This is a genomic window from Mycobacterium sp. URHD0025 (assembly GCF_000426065.1).
GTDB lineage: Bacteria > Actinomycetota > Actinomycetes > Mycobacteriales > Mycobacteriaceae > Mycobacterium.
The window spans coordinates 194,204-216,652 of record NZ_AUEQ01000010.1 but is presented as its reverse complement, the minus strand read 5'-3'; the positions used below and the strand labels follow the sequence as shown (position 1 = coordinate 216,652).

At 66.9% G+C, this 22,449-nt stretch carries 18 protein-coding genes and 1 tRNA gene; 9 read left to right on the top strand and 10 right to left on the bottom strand.

Going from position 1 to position 22,449, the window contains the following annotated elements:
* Nucleotides 1-34 precede the first annotated feature (34 nt).
* Together H977_RS0116145 and H977_RS0116140 are read left to right on the top strand one after the other, a co-directional pair.
* Nucleotides 35-709: a DUF6891 domain-containing protein gene (locus tag H977_RS0116145; RefSeq protein ID WP_029108824.1), complete on the top strand. Its 675-nt coding sequence runs from the start codon at nt 35-37 to the stop codon at nt 707-709.
* Between the two features lie 7 nt (nt 710-716).
* Nucleotides 717-1,124, top strand: a complete 408-nt coding sequence (locus H977_RS0116140; RefSeq protein WP_029108823.1) for a DUF2628 domain-containing protein — start codon at nt 717-719, stop codon at nt 1,122-1,124.
* 7 nt (nt 1,125-1,131) lie between these two features.
* Here H977_RS0116140 and H977_RS0116135 read toward each other — a convergent pair whose 3' ends face one another.
* From H977_RS0116135 to H977_RS0116115, 5 genes are all read right to left on the bottom strand, one after another.
* On the bottom strand, nt 1,132-1,968 hold the full coding sequence (locus H977_RS0116135) for an SCO1664 family protein (RefSeq protein WP_029108822.1): 837 nt from the start codon (nt 1,966-1,968) through the stop codon (nt 1,132-1,134).
* A complete protein-coding gene (locus H977_RS0116130) occupies nt 1,952-2,539 on the bottom strand; it encodes a DUF3090 domain-containing protein (protein ID WP_029108821.1) in 588 nt (195 codons plus the stop codon). The genes H977_RS0116135 and H977_RS0116130 overlap by 17 nt, the downstream gene beginning before the upstream one ends.
* Before the next feature lie 36 nt (nt 2,540-2,575).
* Nucleotides 2,576-3,247 (bottom strand): histidine phosphatase family protein, encoded by a 672-nt coding sequence (locus H977_RS0116125; protein ID WP_029108820.1) that lies wholly within the window; start codon nt 3,245-3,247, stop codon nt 2,576-2,578.
* A gap of 87 nt (nt 3,248-3,334) precedes the next feature.
* Complete coding sequence (locus H977_RS0116120) at nt 3,335-4,165, bottom strand: undecaprenyl-diphosphate phosphatase (protein WP_029108819.1); 831 nt, start codon at nt 4,163-4,165, stop codon at nt 3,335-3,337.
* A 55-nt stretch (nt 4,166-4,220) separates the two neighbouring features.
* Nucleotides 4,221-4,532 carry a hypothetical protein gene (locus tag H977_RS0116115; RefSeq protein WP_029108818.1) on the bottom strand — a complete coding sequence of 104 codons (312 nt, stop codon included), beginning with the start codon at nt 4,530-4,532 and terminating at the stop codon, nt 4,221-4,223.
* Between the two features lie 102 nt (nt 4,533-4,634).
* On the opposite strand from H977_RS0116115, the gene H977_RS0116110 reads away from it, so the two are divergent.
* From H977_RS0116110 to H977_RS0116100, 3 genes are read left to right on the top strand one after another with little or no spacing between them, the layout of a single operon-like run.
* On the top strand, nt 4,635-5,684 hold the full coding sequence (locus H977_RS0116110) for a YncE family protein (RefSeq protein WP_231395974.1): 1,050 nt from the start codon (nt 4,635-4,637) through the stop codon (nt 5,682-5,684).
* A complete protein-coding gene (locus H977_RS0116105) occupies nt 5,681-5,950 on the top strand; it encodes a DUF5703 family protein (RefSeq protein ID WP_029108816.1) in 270 nt (89 codons plus the stop codon). The genes H977_RS0116110 and H977_RS0116105 overlap by 4 nt, the downstream gene beginning before the upstream one ends.
* Nucleotides 5,950-7,023, top strand: coding sequence for a quinone-dependent dihydroorotate dehydrogenase (locus H977_RS0116100; RefSeq protein ID WP_029108815.1), 1,074 nt, complete (start codon nt 5,950-5,952; stop codon nt 7,021-7,023). The genes H977_RS0116105 and H977_RS0116100 overlap by 1 nt, the downstream gene beginning before the upstream one ends.
* A 56-nt stretch (nt 7,024-7,079) precedes the next feature.
* On the opposite strand, the gene H977_RS0116095 is transcribed toward H977_RS0116100, so the two are convergent.
* Together H977_RS0116095 and H977_RS0116090 are read right to left on the bottom strand one after the other, a co-directional pair.
* Entirely contained in the window at nt 7,080-7,604 is a 525-nt protein-coding gene (locus tag H977_RS0116095) for a YbhB/YbcL family Raf kinase inhibitor-like protein (RefSeq protein WP_029108814.1), read from the bottom strand.
* 27 nt (nt 7,605-7,631) lie between these two features.
* Nucleotides 7,632-8,975 (bottom strand): M20/M25/M40 family metallo-hydrolase, encoded by a 1,344-nt coding sequence (locus H977_RS0116090; RefSeq protein WP_036476169.1) that lies wholly within the window; start codon nt 8,973-8,975, stop codon nt 7,632-7,634.
* A gap of 88 nt (nt 8,976-9,063) precedes the next feature.
* Between H977_RS0116090 and H977_RS0116085 the strand changes: the two genes are divergently transcribed.
* Nucleotides 9,064-9,149, top strand: a tRNA-Leu gene (locus tag H977_RS0116085).
* Between the two features lie 5 nt (nt 9,150-9,154).
* On the opposite strand, the gene H977_RS0116080 is transcribed toward H977_RS0116085, so the two are convergent.
* Entirely contained in the window at nt 9,155-10,498 is a 1,344-nt protein-coding gene (locus tag H977_RS0116080; protein WP_029108812.1) for an alpha/beta fold hydrolase, read from the bottom strand.
* A 15-nt stretch (nt 10,499-10,513) separates the two neighbouring features.
* On the bottom strand, nt 10,514-12,352 hold the full coding sequence (locus tag H977_RS33330) for a S8 family peptidase (RefSeq protein WP_036476258.1): 1,839 nt from the start codon (nt 12,350-12,352) through the stop codon (nt 10,514-10,516).
* Nucleotides 12,353-12,561: 209 nt separating this feature from the next.
* On the opposite strand from H977_RS33330, the gene H977_RS33325 reads away from it, so the two are divergent.
* The 3 genes from H977_RS33325 (at nt 12,562) to H977_RS0116060 (ending at nt 18,297) form a co-directional block, all read left to right on the top strand.
* On the top strand, nt 12,562-14,451 hold the full coding sequence (locus tag H977_RS33325; protein ID WP_081681746.1) for a peroxidase family protein: 1,890 nt from the start codon (nt 12,562-12,564) through the stop codon (nt 14,449-14,451).
* Between the two features lie 8 nt (nt 14,452-14,459).
* Nucleotides 14,460-15,575 (top strand): catalase family protein, encoded by a 1,116-nt coding sequence (locus tag H977_RS0116065; protein WP_051288889.1) that lies wholly within the window; start codon nt 14,460-14,462, stop codon nt 15,573-15,575.
* Nucleotides 15,576-15,696: 121 nt separating this feature from the next.
* Nucleotides 15,697-18,297: a LuxR C-terminal-related transcriptional regulator gene (locus tag H977_RS0116060; RefSeq protein ID WP_029108809.1), complete on the top strand. Its 2,601-nt coding sequence runs from the start codon at nt 15,697-15,699 to the stop codon at nt 18,295-18,297.
* A 15-nt stretch (nt 18,298-18,312) separates the two neighbouring features.
* On the opposite strand, the gene H977_RS0116055 is transcribed toward H977_RS0116060, so the two are convergent.
* On the bottom strand, nt 18,313-22,383 hold the full coding sequence (locus tag H977_RS0116055; RefSeq protein WP_029108808.1) for a bifunctional nitrate reductase/sulfite reductase flavoprotein subunit alpha: 4,071 nt from the start codon (nt 22,381-22,383) through the stop codon (nt 18,313-18,315).
* Between the last annotated feature and the right edge of the window lie 66 nt (nt 22,384-22,449).

Sequence of the window (22,449 nt, the reverse complement as noted above, 5' to 3'; positions counted from 1 at the left end):
CTGACAGGGTCGGTTGCGCCGTTAAGGTCGGGCCATGCGCAGCCTCGACTGGCAAACCGGTGATCGCGACGAGCTCAGTGTGTTTGTCCGTTCTCACCTGGTCGCCGGGTTCTGGGGGTACGACGAGATCCTCGACATGGCACATGAATGGGTCGACGATTCCGGCGTGGTCGATCCCCGGGAAGCCACCGAACTCGTGGAGTCGGTGTGGCACCGGCGCCTGGGTGAGCAGGCAGCCTGGACGGACACCGGCGACTACGGCCGTTTGCAGTACACCTTCGCCCAGCTCGAATCCGAGGGCATCCTGGCGCGGATGTGCTTCTCGTGCTGTGTCACCTGCGCGACCCACGATATCGATGACGAGCGCTCCCCCAATCCCGAACCTCACGACTGGTACCGCTATCGGGAATGGGCCTACACGTATTTTCATGAGCAGGATGCTCTGCGGCTGGGCGACGCCGAGCCCACCCTGTATCTGGGTTTCAGCTCATTTCGGCCCCACCCGGCATTGCCGGACTCGCTGGTGAGTGCTGCCGCCGCCGGTGACGAGGCGGCGGTCGCCGAAATCACCGAGCGCACCGATACCATGGTCGGCGAACGAATCGTGGTGCTGGCCAACCACTACGGCCTCGACACCTCCTGGTCGGGATCGCATCGCAGCCGCATCGAGCTCAATGTTCCCCAATGGCGAAAGCCTCTGCCACAGTAGGAGATCCATGACCGAGCAGACCCCCGTCGACAACTTGTCCGACTCGTGGCGCTGGAAGTTCGACTTCTTCGACACCTACGGCCTGCCCAGCGCGACACCCGAGGCAAAGGACGCCTACCGCAATCTCAGCTTCATGGCCAAGCTACGGCTCACCTCGAACATCCTGGCGTTCTTGTTCGGACCGATCTATTTCTTCGTCAAAGGCATGTGGCGCAAGGGCTTGGCGCTGCTGGCCCTGACGATCGCGGTGGCCGTGGTGCTGGTGACGCTCGACGTCAGCGACTCGATCGGCCGAGCCGTCGGCATCGGTGTCGGGGCACTGGCGATGTCGACCGCCAACTACGCCTACTTCCTTCATGTCGTCCGCGGCAGCCAGTCCTGGAATCCGTTCGAGGGGTTCGGGCGCGCCCGCTAGAGCCTGGCTAGAAGGCGGGCCACGGGATCGGCCGGTGCCGATCAGGCGTCGGCATCACCGGATTGTTCAGTAGCCCAACGATTCTGGACCGCAACGCAGCGATCTCAGTTTCGGTGATGTGGGCACACAACTGCTCGGCCAGGCCGCCGAACCCGTCCCGCAGCGCCGCGACATCGGCCAGCGTCTCGTCATCGACGGGCTTGCCGGCCCAACCCCACAGCACGGTCCGCAGCTTGTCCTCGACATGCAGGCTCACCCCGTGGTCCACGCCGTACACCGCCCCATCGAGGCCGGCCAGGATGTGCCCGCCCTTGCGGTCGGCGTTGTTGATCAGCACGTCGAACACCGCCATGCGGAACAGCCGGGGATCGTCGGCGTGTACCAGCGTCACCTCGTCGCCGGCGTAGTCGTAGGCCTGCAGGATCGGCAGGAACCCGGGCGGCAGGTGCCCGGCAGGCAGCAGGTCCACCAGATCGGGGCCGGAACCGGGCTCGTCCCCCACCTGGTCACCGGGCTGATCCACCCACAGCTGCAGCATGCCCGGCCCGGCGGGCCCGTCGCGAATGATTGTGCGCGGCACGATATTCCAGCCCAATGCCGCTGACACCAGATAGGCGCTCAGCTCGCGGCCGGCCAATGTGCCGTCGGGAAAATCCCACAGCGGCGCCTCTCCCCGGATCGGCTTGTACACGCAGTGCACCTGCCGCTCACCGGAGGTCGCCTCACACAGGAAGGTGGCATTGCTGGCCGACCGGATCCGGCCGATCACCGTCAATTCACCGTCGGCCAGGACAGCGCCATCGGCTCTGGACTCGGCCGGAGTTCCGTCAGGAATCTGCGTCATCTTCGGCCCCGGCCACCTCACCGCGGAGGTAGCCGTTGGTACGCACACAGATGTGACCGTCTGGATCCAGCGGCTCGTCGCACAACGGGCATGGCGGGCGTCCGGCCGAGATCACCCGATTGGACCGGGTGGCGAACTCCCGGGCCGACTCCGGCGTCAGAAACACCCGCACCGCGTCGGGCCCGTCCTCGGCGTCGTCGAGCACCACCGAGGCGTCGAACTCGCCTTCGGAGACGGCGAGCAACTCGACCACGACGGTCTGCGCCTCCGAATCCCAGCCCAGCCCCATCGTCCCCACCCGGAACTCGGCGTCCACCGGAGTGACGAGGGGCATCAGGTCGCCGACCTCTCCGGTCTCCGGCGGGATCGGCGTGCCGAAGCGGCGATTGATCTCGGTCAGCAGTGCGGCGATTCGTTCGGCGAGGACGGCGACCTGCTGCTTTTCCAGGATCACCGAGATCACCCGTTTGTCGTGGACCGCCTGGAGGTAGAAAGTCCGGTTACCGGGTTGGCCGACAGTCCCGGCCACAAATCGGTCGGGAGTGCGGAAAACGTGAATTGCGCGGGCCATGGCACCTTCCAAAATACCGGTATCTCCTACCGCGGGTCAGTTGGTGGACCCACCCACCACGGCATCGGTGGCGGGTTTCGCGGCCAGTCCGGCACTCAACTGCGCGCCGGTGTGGTTGACGTGCATGACGAATGGGCGCAGGTCGGTGTAGCGGATCACGCTCATCGAGGCCGGGTCGGCCGTGATGCGCTGGAACCCGTCCAGGTGCACGCCCAGGGCATCGGCGAGCACCGCCTTGATCACGTCGCCGTGGGTGCAGGCCACCCAGAGCACATCGGCTCCGTGCTCGGCAGCCAGCGCGCGGTCCCGTTCGCGAACTGCGGCGACGGCGCGGGCCTGCACCTCGGCCAGGCCCTCGCCCTCCGGGAACACCGCCGCGCTGGGCTGCTGCTGCACGACCGCCCACAGCGGTTCCTTGACGAGCTCGCCGATGGCACGGCCGGTCCAGGTGCCGTAATCGACCTCGGTGAGCCGATCGTCGACGATCGGCTCCAGCCCGAGCGCCCCGGCCAGCGGCGCCACCGTGCGCTCACAGCGCAACAGCGGCGAGTGCACGATCGCCGTCACCGGAAGGTCCCCGACTCGGGTGACCAGGGCGGCGGCCTGTTCGGAGCCGCGCTCATCGAGGTCGACGCCATCGCTGCGGCCGGCCAGGGTATGCGCCGTGTTGGAGGTGGAACGGCCGTGGCGCAGCAGGATCACGGTCATTTCGGCTCCTCGCGCAAGCGCTCGTCGGTCATTTCGGCTCCTCGCGCAAGCGCTCGTTGGTCATTTCGGCTCCATCACTCCCACACATCATTGCGCCGCAACCACCCCGGTACCCAGCAGGGCCAGCACCACCACGCCCAGGACCACCCGGTAGCCCACGAACCAATACATGCTGTGCGACACCAGGAATTTCAGGAACCAGGCGATGGCGGCGAAGCCGACCACGAACGCGATCACCGTGGACACCAGAAGCTGCACACCGGTGGCGCTCATGCCGTCCCCGACCGGATGGAACGCATCGGGCAGCGAAAACAGTCCCGAGGCGAACACCGCCGGGATCGCCAAGAGGAAGCCGAAGCGCGCGGCCAGTTCGCGCTCCTGGCCGAGGAACAGTCCGGCGCTGATGGTCGCGCCGGACCGCGACACGCCGGGCACCAGCGCCAGACACTGGGCGAGGCCCACCACGATGCTGTCGCGCCAGGTCAGCTGCTCGACGCGACGAACCTGCCTGCCGTAGTACTCGGCTGCGGCGATCACCGCCGAGAACACGATCAGCGCCGTGGCCACCAGCCACAAATTCCGTGCACCGGTGCGGATTTCGTCTTTGAACAACAGCCCGAACACGCCGATCGGAATGCTGCCGATGATCACCCACCAGCCCAGCCAGTAGTCGGCCGACCGGTGTGCCGCGTCGAACAGTCCCGAGAACCAGGCCTTGATGATGCGGCCGATGTCGCGGGCGAAGTACACCAGCACCGCGAGCTCGGTGCCCAGCTGGGTGACCGCTGTGAAGGAGGCGCCCGCATCGTCGGCGAAGAACACCCGCGAGGTGATCGCGAGGTGCCCCGAGGACGAGACGGGCAGAAACTCGGTGAGCCCCTGGACAATCGACAACACAACAACTTGCAGCCAGGACATGGCACCGACGTCAGTCACGACGACGACCGTACCGTGGCGGCAGCGCGGGGATGCGTCAGCGAGCGGTACGCGAAACCGGCTGCGCGTCGGCGACGGCGTCGCGAACCGTTGCCGACAGACTCCGTTCGTCAGTCAGGTCGATGTCGGTCAGTTTGCGGGTGGCCACGGCCACCACGTCGTCATCGATCGGAACCGGGCCGGACAGCCGCGGACGGTAGATCTCGATCATGAGCTGCGCACGTTCGATGTGGAAAGAAAAACTCCGGCCATCGCCAACTTGGCCAAACCCACTGGCGTGTACACCAGTGGAAATATCCTCCATAGCAAACTCTCGGCTACCCAGTTCCCGGTCTGCGGCGAGGGTCATGATCGAACCATACCTCGACTTATGCCTGCGTTGGTCGCGGACGCGACCATTTCTGCCCAATGGCCGTGCCTAAACTGGATTCCTGCACGTCACCGATATCCATTGCCGATCGAGAGCCATCCGTTGCGCCTAATCCTTGCAGGTCAGCCAGTTCGCGCCGGCCTCCTTGCGCTGGCCCTGCTGCTCACCGCGGGCTGCACGTCCAACCCTTCCGACGCCCCGCCGCCCACCATCGAGCCCGCTCAGGCCGCCGTTTCGCCCCCGGTCACCGCCACTCCGGACGGGGAGATCCGGGAGTTGCGCGGGCATGCTGTGAGCACCGTGTTCGAGCCAGCAACCGGCACGCTGGCCGTCCTGACTCCAGGGCCCGAAGGCCAGTCGACCCTGAGCCTGCTCACCGGCAACCGGCCACGGCGCGACGTGACGTTGATGCCCGCGGCCACGGCGCTCACCGTCGGCGACAAGGGCGACATCCTGGCATCCACCCGGGGCGGATACTTCCGGGTGGACCTGGCCGACCCCAAGGCCGGCAAAATCGACGTGGACGGCGCCCAGGGCGTCGAATTCACCGCGATCGCACTGCGCGCCGACGGCAATCCGGTGCTCGGTACCTCCGACGGAGCGGTCTACACATTGAGCAGCGACCACACCGTCGCCGCTCACCTGAAGATCTTCGCCCGCGTGGACGCTCTTGTCACACAAGGCAATACCGCAGTGGTGCTGGATCGCGGGCAAACCTCGGTGACGGCCGTCAACCCCAGCGGTACCAGCGCCGCCCAGGCGCTACGGGCCGGGGAAGGCGCCACCACCATGACCGCCGATGCGCGCGGGCGGGTGCTCGTCGCCGATACCCGCGGCGACGAGCTACTGGTGTTCGGCACCGACCCGCTGATCATGCGTCAGCGCTACCCGGTGCCCGCGGCCCCCTACGGCCTGGCCGGATCGGCCCAGCTGGCCTGGGTGTCGCAGACGGCGGCCAATACCGTGATTGGTTACGATCTCTCCACCGGCATACCGGTGGAAAAGGTGCGTCATCGAACAGTGCAGCAACCGAACTCCCTGGCCTACGACGACAAGACCGACACCCTGTATGTGGTGTCCGGCTCGGGAGCCGGTGTGCAGGTGATCCGCACCGCGTCGGGTCGCCGATGACCACGATCCAGCAGGGCCGCATGCCCCCGGGATGGGACAAGGTGGTCGCGGAAGACCAGTCCGAGGAATACGACTGGATACCGCTTCGGCTACCGCCGGACGTCACCAGGATCAGCGCCTCGATGCGCTTGTCGATCGAGGCCGAGTACCGCGGCTGGGAACTGGCCCGGGTGCGGGCCTACACAGATGGGAGCCGACGGGTGCTGTTGCGCCGCAAGAAAACCGCGTCATCCATGCCGGGTACACCCCAGGCGCCTTCGCTGTGATCTACGCGGCACTGCGGCGGGCGCTGTTCCTTGTGCCCCCGGAACGTATCCACCACTGGGTTTTCGCTCTTCTGCGCACGGCCACCGGCCCGGCGATCCTTCGTCGCGCACTGGCACGCCGGTTGGCACCCACCGATCCGGCGCTGGCCTCCACGGTTTTCGGGGTGCGATTCCCGGGCCCGATGGGTCTGGCCGCCGGGTTCGACAAGGACGGCCGCGGGCTGGACATCTGGGGTGCGCTCGGCTTCGGGTACGCCGAGATCGGCACCGTGACGGCGCAGCCACAGCCGGGGAACCCCGAGCCCCGACTGTTCCGGCTGCCCGCAGACCACGCGCTGCTCAACCGGATGGGATTCAACAACGACGGGGCCGGGGCCCTGGCCATCCGGCTGGCCCGGCACACCCCCGACGTGCCGATCGGGGTGAACATCGGCAAGACCAAGGTCACCCCGCCAGAGGACGCGGTAGCCGACTACGCCGAGAGCACCCGGTTGTTGAGCGCACTTGCCGCTTACGTCGTCGTCAACGTCAGCTCGCCCAACACCCCTGGACTGCGGGATCTGCAGGCCGTGGAATCGCTGCGGCCTATCCTGGCCGCGGTCAAAGCCGAGACCAACAAGCCTGTGCTGGTCAAGATCGCCCCCGATCTCTCCGATTCCGATATCGACGAGATCGCTGATCTGGCAGTCGAATTGGGGTTGGCGGGGATTGTCGCGACCAACACCACGGTGTCACGGGACGGCCTGGCCACACCCGGCGTGGACGCCCTGGGCACCGGCGGGATCTCTGGGCGCCCGGTGGCGCACCGGTCACTGGAGGTGCTGCGCCAGTTGTACTCCCGCGTGGGCGGCAAGCTCGTGCTGATCAGCGCCGGCGGCATCGAAACCGCAGACGACGCGTGGGAGCGGATCACCTCCGGGGCCAACCTGTTGCAGGGCTATACGGGGTTCATCTACGGCGGCGGATTGTGGGCCAAGCAGATTCACGACGGCATCGCCGAGCGGCTGCACGCCGGCGGATTTTCGTCCCTCGCCGACGCGGTGGGCTCAGCCATCGACCGCGAGCAGACGTGAAACTGCCCTATTTCACTTGATTTTGGGCAGTTTTACGTCTGCTCGGCAGAGGAAAGTTACTTCTGCTCGTAGGTGCCGTGGATGACGGCACGGGCGATCGCCTGGCCGAACAGGTTGAAGCCGAGGTAGGCGGGAGTCGCGCCCTCGGGCAGGCCCAGCGATTCGACGGGCAAAGCATGTACGGCGATGTAGTACCGGTGCGGACCATGACCGGCGGGCGGGGCCGCACCGATGTACCGCTTGGCGCTGGCGTCGTTGGCCAGCGTGACCGCTCCACCGGGCAGGTCACTACCGTCGCCGGCCCCGGCGGGCAGTTCGGTCACCGAGGCCGGCAGATCGGCCACCGCCCAGTGCCAGAATCCCGAGGCGGTCGGCGCGTCGGGGTCGTACACCGTCACCGCGAAGCTCTTGGTCTCGGCCGGGAAGCCCGACCAGCTCAGCTGCGGCGAGACGTCCGAACCGCCGGCTCCCATGATCCCGCTGACCTGGTCATTGCCCAACGGCTGTCCGTCGGCGACCGATTCGGAGGTCAGGGTGAACGTCGGCAGCTTCGGCAGGCTGTCGTACGGAGATGTGCTCATGGTTCCCTCTCGTCGTGACTTGTGTGGTCAGCAGTTGCGCAGAAAGTGTTCCAGAACGCCCGCACCGAACTGCAGTGCGTCCACGGGTACCCGCTCGTCGACGCCATGGAACAGCGCCGCGAAGTCCAGCTCCGGAGGCAACCGCAGCGGCGCGAACCCGAAGCACCGAATCCCCAACCGCTGGAACGACTTCGCGTCCGTCCCGCCCGACATCATGTAGGGCACGGTGCGAGCCTCGGGATCAAGGGCCAGAATCGCCGCGTTCATGGCGTCCACCAGATCACCGTCGAACGTCGTCTCGTACGACGGCAGGTCGCGCTCCCAGCTGCGTGTGACGTCCGGACCGATCAACTCGTCGACCTCACGCTCGAACGCCTCCTTGCGGCCCGGCAGCACGCGGCAGTCGATGACGGCCTCCGCCGACGCGGGAATGACGTTGGCCTTGTAACCGGCCTTGAGCATGGTCGGATTGGCGGTGTCACGCAGCGTGGCCGAGACGATCCGGGCGACGCCGCCGAGCTTGGCGATGGTGCCGTCCAGGTCCGGCGAGTTCACGTCGAAGTCGTAACCGGTCTCCTCGGCCACCACGGTGAGAAACTGCTCCACGGCCGGATTGAGCACCAGCGGGAACTGGTGACGACCCAACCGGTCCACGGCACCGGCGATGGCCGTCACGGCGTTGTCGTCATGCACCATCGAGCCGTGCCCGGCCCGGCCCCGCGCCGTCAGCCGCATCCAGGACAGTCCCTTTTCGGCGGTCTCGATCAGGTAGAGCCGACGCTCGCCGCCGTCCTTGCGGGGCACGGTCAGCGAGAATCCGCCCACCTCGCCGATCGCCTCGGTCACGCCCTCGAACAAGTCGGGCCGGTTGTCCACCAGCCAGTTGGCACCGTAGGTGCCGCCGTGCTCCTCATCGGAGACGAACGCGAACACCAGGTCGCGGGGCGGGACGATGCCGGACCGCTTGAAGTGCCGGGCCACCGCGATGGACATCCCGACCATGTCCTTCATGTCGACCGCGCCGCGGCCCCAGACATAACCGTCTTTGACCGCACCGGAGAACGGGTGCACGCTCCAGTCGGCGGGCTCGGCCGGCACGACATCGAGGTGCCCGTGGATCATCAGGGCGCCGCGCGAGGGGTCGGCACCACGCAACCGGGCGAACACATTGCCCCGGCCGGGCGCCCCGGCCTCGACGTATTCGGTCTCGTAGCCGACCTCCTGGAGCTGCTCGGCCACCCAGTGGGCACACTCGGCCTCACCCTTGGTGGTGGCCGGGTCACCTGTGTTGGACGTGTCGAATCTGATGAGCGCACTGACGAGATCGACTACCTCGTCCGCGCTGGAGGCGGGGACCGTCACAGAGTCCATTGGTACCACCGATTGGCTCCAGGACACCGGTTTGGGTCTTGGGCACCCGATCCGATAACCTTAGGCGCCCAGCCCGCGAGGCTGGCGAGTCCGAGTGGCGGAATGGCAGACGCGCTAGCTTGAGGTGCTAGTGCCCTATTAACGGGCGTGGGGGTTCAAGTCCCCCCTCGGACACACACTCAAGCCGGGTTCAACTTCCCGGCAGTGACGGCAACCCAGGTCAATTCCTCGTGGAAGATGTCGCTGTGTGCCCCTGAGGGGCTCGTGTCCTCGATCACCACCTCCGAGGCATTCAGGTTCAGGATCTGACCGGGCTGGAACGGGTAGACCGCAGTCGCGGTGCCCAGGCTCTGGGTTTGCGACTGGTACGCCCCGTGTGAGCCCATGGCCCGCCAACGGAACAACGGATCGTCGACGGCGGCGGCATCCTCGCCCGCCGCGGCCGACGCCAGCGGATAGAACGTGCCGAGCGCCCGGTCATGGCTGGAGAAGCAGACCGTCAGCGGGCCGTCGATGCGGTTGAGCATGCCCGCCAGCTCGCCGGCCCCTCGCCGGAACGGCAACCGCTCGGTGAAGCTGAATCGCGAATACGCGCCCTGCAGCAGGGTCACCGCCTTGACGGGTGAGGGTTGCACATCGCTCATGCCCGCGAGTGCGTAGGACACCACTCGTGCTCCGAAGCTGTGGCCGACCAGGTGAATCCGCAGATCGGGGAAGGCTGCGTGGAGCTGATCGATGACGGGGCCCAGCCCGCGCCGGCCGACGACACCGGCGCGGTTCTTCATCTTCCAGTAACTGAGCTGACGCAGAGCCTCCTTGGCGCCGTGCCACACCCGGTCCACAAAATCTCCCAGCCCGGCTGCACCCCCCGCACCGTCTTCGAATTCCACACCTGCCGAGGCCAATTCGTCGGCGAAGGTGGTGAACAGCTTCTCCGGGTCCTGGTCGGGCGCGAGCATCCCGGGTCCGGCGTCGGGGGCATCGCCCTCGCCGTCGTTGAAACCGGTCTGGGTGGCAGCGCTGAACTCCCGCAACGCATCGAGCAGTTCCGGCACGCGTTCGGCGCTCGGCGGGGCGGCAAGCAGCGCCGCGACGGTGTCCAGCTGATCCTTGCCGGCGGGAAACATGTCCTTCAGTTCGTCGAGCTGGAGCGGGTCGATGGTCACCGGTCCGGCGGGCACGGCCACCTCGTCACCGAGTGCGGCCGCGCCGCCACCGTCGTGTGCCGGCGGTTCCCGGAAATCGGGGATCGGTTCGTCCCGCCAGAGTTGCGAAGGCCACCGCAGCCCGACGAAGCCGACCGTGCGAGCCGGGTCCAGCTGCGGCGCCAGCAGGCCGAACCAACGGTCGTACAACGACGTCGCGGCCGCCTCGTCGTTGTTCCAGCCATGGGAGAAGATGACCAGGTCGGTCAACCCCGCGGCACCGATCCGGCTCTTGAGGTCGGCCAGCACTTGCGGATCGGGATCGCCCTCGGCATCGAATACCAGGCGCCAGATCCGTTCGGCCACATCGTTGGTCATGAGATTCCCTTCCGATCACACGGATTGCAGAGCACGCATGAGGTCGACCAGGCCGCTGCCCTGGAATGCCGGGTCACGGTACAGTGAGGTGGCCGATTCGACGAAGATGCGTTTGATGGCCTCCGGTTCGCTGACGAACTCGCGTTGCACCGACAGGAACGCCGCGATCGCGCCGGACACATGTGGTGCCGCCATGCTGGTACCGCTTTCCTCGACGTACACCGGCACGTCTGCGGGCAACTCGATCTGATTGGCGACCTTTTCCCGGCTGCTGCCGGCCGCTGCCGAGGTGATGCGTTCCCCGGGCGCGACGAGGTCGGGTTTGCGTCGCCCGTCCCCGGTGGGGCCGCGTGAGGAGAAGTACGAAACGCCGAAGGTGTGCGGCGAACTGCGGTGGGTGGAACCGACGGTGATCGCGCTCTCGGTATTGCCCGGATCGTTGATCGTCATGTCGGCGGTGAACTTCATCGAATCCTTGCTGAACGCCGTATTCAGCGACACGTAACCGGAATTGCCCGCCGCCACGACCACCACCACGCCCGAGCGCACGGTCTTGTCGACCTCGATGCACATGGGGCTCTGCCCGCAGGCATACCACTCGGCGTCGAATTCGTATCCGAGGCTGAGGTTCACCCCGTGGATCCGCGGCACCCGTTCGCTTCCGGCGTTGAGCTTGCGAACATAGGCCAGCGCCAGCATCACCCGGCTCACACGAGAGGCCTCGTCCCCGGGGCCGAGCACCTTGAGGCTCACCAGCTTGGCCTTGGGCGCCATGCCCGCCAACCGGGCCGGGTCGGCGACCGTGCGCGGCGCGGTGATCGGGTCGCCGCCGAATTCGGGGTCGTTGAGCCGCTTCTCGACCACCACGATGTCAGCAGGTTTGCGGTCCACCAACCCGCCGGCGATGATGCCGGCCACGTGCGTGCCGTGTCCGTCGGTGTCGGTCAGCGGAGCGTTGCCTCCGGTGAAGTCGCAATGCAGATCGGCCACCGAGGGATCGTGCAGATTCTGGTGGGCCGCGAAATGCGCGTGTTTCTCGTCGATACCGGAATCGACCACCGCCCAGACGATTCCCTCACCGTAGCTGTCGAAGGACCGCTGGGCGGCGATGGCCTTGATGGTGGTGGAAGAGGCATCGATCTGCGGGTGCACCTCGAAGTCGGGCCAGATCCGGTAGACCGCTCGCTGGGGCCAACTCTGTGGGACGGCATCCGCGGACACGAGCGATTTGATCTGGTCGGACGTGAGATCCCCTGCCATGAACTGGTCGGCCAGCGGCATCGGCGTATCGGCGCCGCCGACCAGTTCCCACAAGTCGGTGACTCGCTCGATCGCGGCGCCCACCGTCGGCTGGAAGGTCAGGTTCAGCTCGATCATGATCGGTATCCGGGTGTCGTTACTGGACTCCGCCATGACCGTGCGCAGCGGCGGTGTGACCACTCCGGCGAGAACCGGATCGCGTTTGGGCGGTTCGGTCGTCCCGACCTCAAGGGCCGCCGCGCCCTCGTCCGACGGAGCGACCGTCGGCACGGAAGTCTGGGCCGCCGCGGCGGTCCGCTCCCGGGCACCCTGAACCGCCTGGCCTCCCGCCTCGGTCAATTGCACCGCGTCGCTGCCCGCTGCCTTCTTCGCGATCAGCCTGCGCCTGCGCAGCGCGCCGACGGCATCATGAACCCGGTTGTGCCAGTACGGCTTGTCTTTCTCGTACTGGCGGTCGCGCTCGGTGAACCTCGCTGCGAAATTGGCCGCGACAGCCTCGGTCAGCAATCGCATGTCCGCGGGCTTGCCGGAACCCTGCAGCTCCCCCAGTGCGACCAGCACCCGATCTTCCCAGTTCTCCCCAGTCGAACTCACCGCGCTCCTCGGCATAACCACCCATCCCAGGTTTTCCTGCGTCGATTGATGGTCGCTCAGCAGAGCCGCACGTACACGCGTATTCGACTACTCGAAACTCGACGGGCCGGCTGTTTCGGATCGAGTAGCCCACTACTCATGTCATTTCCGCCGTCGTGAACAACAATCGAGTACCGGTAGGCAGCGCATTCAGCCGGAGGGAACGACGAATGGTGACCACGGCCAGACAGGCTCCGGCGTTCATCGCCGTGGCCACGTCCCGGTGCCGATCGGTGGCGGTCACGTTCGCGGCCCGCGTCGCGCAATACATCGATCAGTCGGTGGGCTGGGCGGGCCTTCCCAAAGTCGTCGGCCTGGCGGTGCTGATCGGAATTCGACACCAGCTGCGGACGTCGAATCTCTATGCCGCCGAACCCTCGCCGGTTCCGCCCGCCGGGCCCGCCCATGCCGGCAACTATCTGGGCGCCCGCACCCGCGACGGTTCCTACAACGACCTCAATGACCCCGGCATGGGTGCGGTGGGCTGCCGGTTCGGCCGTAACGTCCCACCCGAGCATTCCTACCCGGAATCTGCCCAGCAACTGCTCGATCCCAACCCGCGGCTGATCAGCCGCACCCTGCTGACCCGCGACAGTTTCCAGCCCGCGACCACCCTGAATCTCCTGGCCGCCGCGTGGATTCAGTTCGAGGTGCACGATTGGTTCGCACACGGCTCGGACCCCACGCAGCCCTGGGTGGTGCCGCTGCGCGACGACGACCCGTGGCCCCAGCGGCCCATGCGGGTCGAGCGCACCCCACCGGATCCGCACCCGAGCCACGGGCCTCCCACCTTCACCACCCAGGAGTCGCACTGGTGGGACGCCTCCCAGATCTACGGGACCACACCGGCATTCGCCAGTGCCCTGCGCGCTCCCGAGCAGGGCAAACTGCGTATCGACGACGTAGGCCTGCCGCCACCCGAGGTCGAGGCGGCGGCCGACCTGACCGGCACCGCGGGGAACTTCTGGGTGGGCCTGGCACTGCTCCACTCACTGTTCATGCGCGAGCACAACGCCATCTGCGACCAGCTGGCGCGGACGTACCCGTATCTGACCGGGCAACAGCTCTATGACAAAGCCCGTCTGATCAATTCCGCACTGATGGCCAAGATCCACACCGTGGACTGGACGCCGGCGATCATCGCGCACCCGACCACCGTGACGGCCATGCGCGTCAACTGGTTCGGACTCATGGGCGAACGGTTGGGCACCCGGTTCCAGCGACGCTTCGGCCGGATCGGCACCAGTCCGTTGGTACACGGCATCCCCGGCTCGCCCACCACGCATCACGGCGTGCCGTATTCGTTGACCGAGGAGTTCGTCGCGGTATACCGGATGCACCCCCTGATTCCCGACGAGTTCACCTTTCGCTCGCTGGTCGACGACCACGTCACCGCGCAGCACGAATTGCCCGAACTCTCGGTGCTCAATGTGCGTGCCCGGCTGTCCGAAAGCCCGATGGCCGACCTGCTCTACTCCTTCGGCCGCGCCCATCCGGGGGCGCTGTCGCTGCACAACTTCCCGCGACACCTGCAGCACATGCATCGTGTCGACGGCACCCTGCTGGATCTGGCCACCATCGATCTGATCCGTTCCCGGGAGCGTGGTGTGCCGCGCTACAACCAGTTCCGGAAGTTGTTCCGGCTCAAGCCCGTGAAGTCGTTCGAGGAACTGACCGGTGAGACAACGCTGGCGGCCGAGCTGCGTGAGGTCTACGACGACGACGTGAACCTGGTCGATCTGATGATCGGCCTCTACGCCGAACCCAAACCGCCCGGATTCGGATTCAGCGACACCGCATTCCGGGTGTTCATCCTGATGGCCACCCGCCGGCTGGAAAGCGACCGCTTCTTCACCACCGACTTCCGTGACGAGACCTACACCGTCGCGGGCATGAGTTGGGTGCGGGACAACAACATGCGTTCGGTGTTGTTGCGGCACTTCCCCGAACTCTCCCCGGCCCTGGCCGGTGTGGCCAACCCGTTCGCCCCGTGGCATCCCGTAGCTCCCCGACCGACCACCCCCTCCACCACCGCCCCGACCCGAAAGGCGTCCGCATGACCCCAGCCATGACCGCAGACGAGATCCGTCGCATCGTCGACAGCCTCGACCCGGTTCGGTACCGCCCGGACCTGGAACAGCCCAAGGCCGGCGAGGCCGAGGACATCGAGAAGATCATCACGGCACTTCGCAAAAACAACGAACGGGCCTACAAGAAGTTCAAGCACGGCCTGCGGGACGCCCATGCCAAGAGCCACGCCATCCTTCGCGGGGAGCTCATCGTCAACCCGGACCTGCCCGAGGTGCTCGCCCAGGGAATGTTCGCCGAAACGCGCAGCTACCCGGTGATCGCCCGCATATCGACCACGTCCGGGGCACTGCGCAGCGACAGGAATCGCGGCGTGCGCGGACTCGCCATCAAGGCCATCGGCGTGCACGGCGAGCGCGCCATGCAGGACCCGGCGGATGACGAGAACGTGACGCAGGACTTCGTGCTCGTCACCCACGAGGAATTCCTGTTCGCCGACGCCCACGCATACCGCACCCTGGGGATGCTGAGCGCCACCCTGCTGGCCCGGTTGTCCGACGGCGCGCTGTGGGCGGGCAGCGAACTGCTCGGCGGACTCAAGAAGATCGGTCTGCCGATACCGCCGAATCTGGCAGTGTTCATCGCCGCCAACCGTCCCATCCTGGGCGAGACGTTCTTCTCGTCCGCCCCGATCCGCTATGGCGACTACGTCGCGCGGTTCAAGTACGAGCCCACCTCGCCAGAGGTGAAAGCGCTTGCCGACCAGGTTCTTCCGAAGAAGCCCGGTCAGGATGAGCACCGCGATCTGATCATGGCGTTCTTCGAAAAGCACTCCGCGGAATACACATTCAGCGTGCAACTGTGTCTCGACACGAAGGAGAACCCGATCGAGGACGCCACGAAACCCTGGAAATCCCCGTACCTGCCGGTGGCGAAGGTGGTGTACCCGAAGCAGAACCCGTACAGCGCGCTGCGGCGCGCATACGGCGACGATGTGTTGTCGTTCAATTCGTGGCGTGGCCTTGAGGCACACCGCCCACTGGGATCCATCAACCGGTTGAAGCGCAGGGTGTACGAGGCATCGAGCGACTTCCGGCACGCGGTGAACCACATCGACCGGCATGAGCCGGCCGATATCTCCGAGCTTCCTGACTGACGCCAGCGAACGGGAAATACTTGCAATGGGAAGAACATTCGCCGCCACCACCGACAAACACCGCCCCGTCGACCCCTTGTTCGGCAGCGATCCGGGCCCCTTACCCCTAGACTCGGGATTCATGCCTGGTCAGTGGCAGCTTCTGGACCGGCCCGCCGAGCACGATGCCATTCGGGCCGCCCTCAGCGGGACAGAAAGCTGCGGAGTCGTCCTTGTCGGGGCCGCCGGAGTCGGCAAGACCACGTTGGCCCGCACCGTGACCGCATCGTTGAGTCGCAAAGTGCACTGGACCGCGTGCACCGAGTCGTCGCGCAGCATTCCGCTCGGGGCCTTCGCGCATTGGGTGTCGTCGACGGGATCTCGCGATCCGATCGCCCTCATCGGATCGGCACGCGAATCGCTTGTGGCCGACGGTGACACCATCGTGGGCATCGACGACGCCCACCTGCTGGACCAGCTGTCGGCAACGCTGCTGCATCAGATCGCCGTAGAGCGTTCCGGTCACGTGGTCGCCACCGTACGCAGCGGCGAACCGGTTCCCGACGCGGTCACCTCACTGTGGAAGGACGGCTACCTCCAGCGCTTCGAACTCAGTCCGTTCACCAAGCAACAGAGCATCGCCCTCATCGAAACCGTGCTCGGCGGAACACTGGAGGGCCTCAGCGCCGACGTGATGTGGGAGACCTCCGGCGGCAACCCGCTGTTCCTGCGCAACATGGTCGAGGGCGCGGTCGACGCCGGCACCCTGGCCAAGGTCAACGGAGTGTGGCAGTTCCGCGGCCCCACCGTCATTCCGTCCGGTCTGGTCGAACTGCTCGACGAACGGCTGGCGCACGCCGGCGAGGACGTCCTGCACGCGCTGAAACTGCTGGCGTTGTGCGAACCGCTCGACATCGACGCGCTGGCCGAACTCGCGGGCGAGGACGCGGTGGACGCGGCCGAGATGCGCGGCCTGATCCGGATCGTCGCCGACGACGGACAGATCAACGTCCGCTTCAGCCATCCCCTGTTCGGCGAGGCGGTGCGTCGTCGGGTCGGCACCGCATCGGCCCGCAAGCTGCGAGGCCGCATCGCCAAGATTCTGCACGAGCGCAACCTCGACTCACCGGCCAGCCGAATCAAGTTGGCCCAGTTGGCGATCGAGAGCGACCACGGCACGGACATCGAACTGTTGATCACCGCCGCCAAGGACGCGGTGTTCCTGTCCAACCTCCCGCTCGGCGAGAAGCTGGCCCGGGCGGCCTTCGCCCACGGCGGTGGCCTGAGCGCGGCCGCGCTCCTGTCCCGCGCGCTGTTGTGGCAGGGCCATCCGGTCCAGGCCGACAGCATCCTCGAACAGTTCTCCCCCGCCGATCTCAACGAGATCGAGCTCGTGCAGTGGGGCATTCCGCGGTTGTCGATTCTGTTCTGGTCCATGGGCGACGTGTCGCGGGCCGATCAGGTACTCGCCCTCCTGCGGGAGCGGGTCACCCATCCCACCCTGAGACTCATCATCGACGCGACCGGTGCCGGTATGGCCGTCCACCGGAACAACATCCCCGAGGGGCTGGAGATCGCCGAACGGGTGCTGGCCAACCCCGAGGCGCCCCGGCAGGCCGTGGATTTCGCGGCATTCGCCGCCGGCCTGTCGATGCCGTTGATCGGACGCGGAAACGATTTCCTGCCGATAGCGTCGCGGTGCCGCGCCGAACGCAAGACCACCGACGGCATGGTCCGGATCATGGTGTTCTACGGCGAGGTGCTGGCACTGGTCTACACCGGCAAGTTCGAGCTCGCGCAGCGGCGGGCGACCGAGTACGCCGAGTTCTCCTCGTCCGGACAGTTCGCCGGGTGGGCCATCGCCAAGATCATGGAAGGCGTCGCCGCCACCCACAGTGGCCGCTTCCGCGATGCCATCCTGGCGATCGAACAGGCCCTGGCCGCGCTCAACGCCGAGAGCTCCCTGCCCTGGCAGCTGCCCGGCCGATTGCTGCTGGCCCGCGCATACGCCGGGGTGGGCAACCCGGCCGAGGCCGAACGGGTGCTCGAAGACGCCAAGGAGCACTCGGGTGAGTTCATGGCGCTGCACGAACCACTTCGGATGCTCGCCAAGGCCTGGCTGGCAGCTGCCAAGGGCGGCCACCGCTCGGCCATCGACCAAGCAAGGGCCGCCGCCGATGCGGCGCACTCCTCCGGTCAATTCGCGGTCGAGGCGGAAGCCCTGCACAGCGCCGCACGTTTCGGCGACCGTAGTGTGACCCGTCGGCTGCAGGACCTGGTCGACCGCACGGACGGTCCGCTGCCCACCCTGTTCGCGCGCCACGCCGCGGCTGTGGCGGCCGCCGACCCGGTCGAACTGGACAAGGTGGCCGCCGCGTTCGAGGAGGCGGGCCTGCTGCTGTCGGCGGCCGACTCCGCCGCCCAGGCGGTGCCCCTGCACGACAAGGCAGGGCATCGCCGCAACAGCACCGAATCGGCCGCGCACGCACTGCAATTGGCATCCAAGTGCGGCGGCGCCGCCACCCCGGCGATTCGATCCGCCGCCCGTCCGCTACCTGTCACCTCGCGCGAACGCGAGGTGGCCGGACTGGTGGCGCAGGGGTTGTCGAACCGCGACATCGCCGAACGGCTGACCGTCTCGGTCCGCACTGTGGAGGGCCACATCTACCGGGCCTGCATCAAACTCGGCGTGGCCGACCGCGACGAACTCGCCAAGATCATCTGGAACGACCTGGCTCGATAACCCGCTCGGTCGCCGTCAGTACACGTCGCGTACGTACCGCTTCTGGGCGACCAACTCCCGCTTGTAGTCTCGTGCGGCGTCTTCCGACATCCGGCCATGGCTACGCAGGATCGCGGTCAGTGCGGCGTCGACATCCTTGGCCATCCGGCTCGCGTCACCGCAGACGTAGAAGTGAGCGCCGTCGTCGAGCCAGCGCCATATCTCCGCGCCGCGGTCCAGCATCTTGTGCTGCACGTACACCCGGTCGGCCTGGTCACGAGAGAACGCCAGATCCAGCCGGCTCAAGAGCCCATCAGCAGCCATCTCTTCAAACTCGTCGCGATAGTAGAAGTTCTCGCTGCGGTGCTGATCGCCGAAGAACAGCCAGTTCCGGCCAGTGTGTCCCAGTGCGCGACGCTCCTGCAGGAATCCCCGGAACGGCGCCACACCGGTACCCGGACCGACCATGATCATCGGCGTTCCGGGCTCCTCGGGCGGGCGGAAATGCGGTGAGCGCTGCAGGAACACCGGCGCGGCCGCAGCGCGGTCGGCCATGAAGGTCGAGCACACGCCGCCCCGCGGCGCGCCCGCCGGCCCGCGGTACCGCACCACCGACACCGTCAGCTGAACCTCGTGCGGACTCACCAGCGGGCTCGAGGAGATCGAATAGCTGCGCGGGGTCAGCCGGACCAGTGCCTCTTGCCACTGTTCGGGTTCGGCGCGGACCGCGAACTCGGTCACGACATCGAGACCGTTGCGGTTGCGCAGCCAATTGCTGCGCCGCTCACCAGAATTGCGCAGGATCTTGGCCGCGGAACGGTCGGCGCAGGAGTCCGCCACGAACCGCAGCAGGTCCGGCGTCACCCGGCAGATGTCGTACGACGAGATGAGCGCATCGCGCAGCGCCTGCTCGACACCGTCCACCTCGATCACCGAGTCCGGGTTGAGTGCGGTGGCCGCCAGCCAGGAGTCCACCACGGCCGGATCGTTACCGGCATAGACACCCAGGGAGTCACCGACCGCGTAGTTGACGTCGTACTCCGATATGTCGAAGCCGAACTGGCGCACCTCTTTTGCCGCAGTCGGCGCCGTCAGCAGCTCATTGCGGGCCAGGACCGCCAAAATCGGTTTGGCCCTGGTGAATTCGTCGGGTTCGGTGGGTATGACGGTCCGGGCGCCGGCGCCGATGACGGCAGGCACGGGCGCTGGACCGGTCAGCACGGTGGTGACCTTGTCCGCCCAGTGTCGCAGGGGCTCGTCGTCGTAGGCCTCACACTCGGCGCGCTCGAGCAGTTTGGTGGCTCCCAGATCGGCCAGCCGCCGATCCAACGATTTCGCGTGCCCGCAGAAGTTGTCGTAGGACTTGTCTCCGATGCCGAGCACGGCATAGCGGAGCCCGGGCAGCTGCGGGGCGTCGTGGGCCTGCAGCCGGCTCCAGAAGTCGGCCCCGTTGTCCGGTGGGCCACCGTCGCCGAAAGTGCTGGTGACAACCAGGATGTCACGCGCGGCCGCCAAGTCGGCCAACGCGAGTTCGTCCATGTTGACCAACGTGGCGCCGGCGATACTGCCCGCCAGCCCGGCCGCGAACTCTTCGGCGGTACCGGTTTGAGAGGCCCACAGCACCAGCGGCCCGGCTGGCACCGGGCGCTCGCCGGGCCCGATGTCGCCCGCTCGTGAATAACGTCCGGCCAGTATCCCGTCCACCCACAGCCGCACCTTGGCGCTCAGTGGCGCTGCCGCCGGAACGACGGGGACGCCCACGGGAGCGTCCGGCAAGCCGGTGAAAAACCCGGTCAGATAGATCTTTTCGTCTTGACTCAGTGACGGCTTGTGCGCGGCGCCCAATCCCATCTCGGCCGCGAGCGGATGCACCGCGGGCGTGCCGTCGACAGATCGGACCGGACGCAGGCTGACGGCACACACCTTGAACTCCGGCTGCAACGAATCCGCGTCGACGGCATCGTTGGTCACCGCGTTGACGGTCAGGTACTCACCGTGTTCGTCGTTCCAGTGAAACGGCGCGAAGCAGTTGCCGGGGCGCACCCGATCCGATACCACTGCGGGAAGCACCGCGCGGCCACGCCGCGAGGCCAGCTCGACCGGCTGTCCCTCGACGATGTCGAGTTCCAGCGCATCCAGCGGGTGAATCTCGACGAACGGCGCCGGGTTGAGCCTGTTGAGCTTGTCCACCTTGCCGGTCTTGGTCATGGTGTGCCATTGATGTTGCAGCCGACCGGTGTTGAGCACCATCGGATAGTCGTCATCGGGCAGTTCCGCCGCGTCCATGTGCGGCCGGGCATGAAAGACGGCCCGTCGCGACGGCGTCGCGAAGGCCAGCCGGGGCCGGCGACCGTCGGCGTCGACGAACAGGTCCTGGCTGACACCGTCGTTGAGATAGCGGATGGGGTGCCGGTCGTCCTCGCCACCGGGGCCGTCGACCGGTGGAACCGGCCACTGCAACGGCGTCCGGCGCAGCCGCTCATAGTCGGCGCCGCGCAGGTCGTACCCGGTCTTCGGGTTGGCGAACCGGCGGATCTCGGCGAAGACCTCTTCGGCGGACCGGTAGGCGAAGTGCTCGGCGAAGCCCAGGTGCGCGGCCACGTCACAGATCAACTGCCAGTCCGGCCTGGCCTGGCCCAGTGGCGCGACCGACGGGGACAGCAGGGTCAGGTTGCGCTCCGAATTGACCATCACGCCTTCGGATTCCGCCCACAGCGCGGCGGGCAGCAGGATGTCGGCATAGTGGTTTGTGGCCGTGGAACGGTAGGCATCCTGGACGATGACCAGCTGCGCCGCCTCCAGCCCGTTGATCACGGTCTTCCGGTTGGCCACGCTGGCAACAGGGTTGGTACAGATGATCCAGCATGCCTTGATCAGGCCCTGTTCCATCTGCTCGAACATGCCGACGGTCCCCGGACCCACGTCGGAGCGGATGGTGCCGGGTTCGACGCCCCATTGCGCCTCGACGAAGGCGCGGTCGTCAGCGGCGAGTACCGAACGCTGGCCGGGCAGACCCGGTCCCATGTAACCCATTTCACGGCCGCCCATGGCGTTGGGCTGCCCCGTCAGCGACATGGGGCCACTGCCCGGGCGACAGATGGCACCGGTGGCCAGGTGCAGGTTGCAGATGGCGTTCGTGTTCCATGTTCCGTGCGTGCTCTGGTTGAGCCCCATGGTCCAGCAGCTCATCCACTCACCGGCCTCGGCGATCATCGCAGCGGCGGTGCGGATGTCGGCCTCGGGGATTCCGGTGATCTCGGCGACCCGGGCCGGCGGGTAGTCCGCCAGGAACTCCGGCATCGCCTCCCAGCCCGTCGTGTGCTCGGCGATGAACTCGTAATCAATCGCGCCGCTCGCAGCGTCTTCCAGGAGCAGGTGCAGCAGGCCATTGAGCAGTGCCAGATCAGTGCCCGGCCTGATCTGCAGGAACAGATCGGCCTTCTCGGCGGTCGCGGTCCGGCGCGGGTCCACCACGATCAGCTTGGCCCCGGCCTTGAGCCGATCGGCCATGCGCAGGAACAGAATCGGATGGCAATCGGCCATGTTCGCCCCGGTGACGAAGAACAGGTCGGCCCGGTCGAAGTCGGTGTAGGAACCCGGCGGCCCATCGGCACCGAGGGACTGCTTGAACCCGGTGCCCGCACTGGCCATGCACAACCGTGAATTCGACTCGATGTGCACGGTGCGCAGGAACCCCTTGGCGAGCTTGGTGGCCAGGTATTGCGCCTCGAGCGTCATCTGGCCGGACACATAGAGCGCGACGGCATCCGGACCGTGCTCGTCGACAATGGCCCGCAGCCGGCGGCCGGCTTCGGCCACCGCGTCGTCCACAGGCGTCGGTAGCAGTTCATCGGCACGGGTGGGCCGCAGCAAAGCGGACTTCAGCCGGTCGTCGTCGGCGGCCATCATCTCGGCGTGCATCGCCCCCTTGGTGCACAGCCGGCCGAAATTGGTGGGGTGCAGCTTGTCGCCGCTGACCCGCGCAATCACCGTGCGGCCGTCATCGACCCTGGTGGTGACCTCGATACCGCAACCGACACCGCAGTACGAACACGCCGTCCGCTGCGTCGAGTCCGGGACCGGACCCGGGGCCGCGCCATCCGCCATGCCCCTATCTTGTGGTGAGGGTGTTGTCGGATCTTTCCGGCGGCGTTATCGGCACGAAAACTCATC

Coding starts and splice junctions, on each gene's coding strand:
- H977_RS0116080 (WP_029108812.1), bottom strand. CDS start 10,498: ATGACCAACGATGTGGCCGAACGGATCTGGCGCCTGGTATTCGATGCC.
- H977_RS0116065 (WP_051288889.1), top strand. CDS start 14,460: ATGACCGCAGACGAGATCCGTCGCATCGTCGACAGCCTCGACCCGGTT.
- H977_RS0116105 (WP_029108816.1), top strand. CDS start 5,681: ATGACCACGATCCAGCAGGGCCGCATGCCCCCGGGATGGGACAAGGTG.
- H977_RS0116055 (WP_029108808.1), bottom strand. CDS start 22,383: ATGGCGGATGGCGCGGCCCCGGGTCCGGTCCCGGACTCGACGCAGCGG.
- H977_RS0116120 (WP_029108819.1), bottom strand. CDS start 4,165: ATGTCCTGGCTGCAAGTTGTTGTGTTGTCGATTGTCCAGGGGCTCACC.
- H977_RS0116090 (WP_036476169.1), bottom strand. CDS start 8,975: ATGGACTCTGTGACGGTCCCCGCCTCCAGCGCGGACGAGGTAGTCGAT.
- H977_RS0116115 (WP_029108818.1), bottom strand. CDS start 4,532: ATGACCCTCGCCGCAGACCGGGAACTGGGTAGCCGAGAGTTTGCTATG.
- H977_RS0116125 (WP_029108820.1), bottom strand. CDS start 3,247: ATGACCGTGATCCTGCTGCGCCACGGCCGTTCCACCTCCAACACGGCG.
- H977_RS0116140 (WP_029108823.1), top strand. CDS start 717: ATGACCGAGCAGACCCCCGTCGACAACTTGTCCGACTCGTGGCGCTGG.
- H977_RS0116060 (WP_029108809.1), top strand. CDS start 15,697: ATGCCTGGTCAGTGGCAGCTTCTGGACCGGCCCGCCGAGCACGATGCC.
- H977_RS0116135 (WP_029108822.1), bottom strand. CDS start 1,968: ATGACGCAGATTCCTGACGGAACTCCGGCCGAGTCCAGAGCCGATGGC.
- H977_RS0116095 (WP_029108814.1), bottom strand. CDS start 7,604: ATGAGCACATCTCCGTACGACAGCCTGCCGAAGCTGCCGACGTTCACC.
- H977_RS33325 (WP_081681746.1), top strand. CDS start 12,562: ATGGTGACCACGGCCAGACAGGCTCCGGCGTTCATCGCCGTGGCCACG.
- H977_RS0116130 (WP_029108821.1), bottom strand. CDS start 2,539: ATGGCCCGCGCAATTCACGTTTTCCGCACTCCCGACCGATTTGTGGCC.
- H977_RS0116145 (WP_029108824.1), top strand. CDS start 35: ATGCGCAGCCTCGACTGGCAAACCGGTGATCGCGACGAGCTCAGTGTG.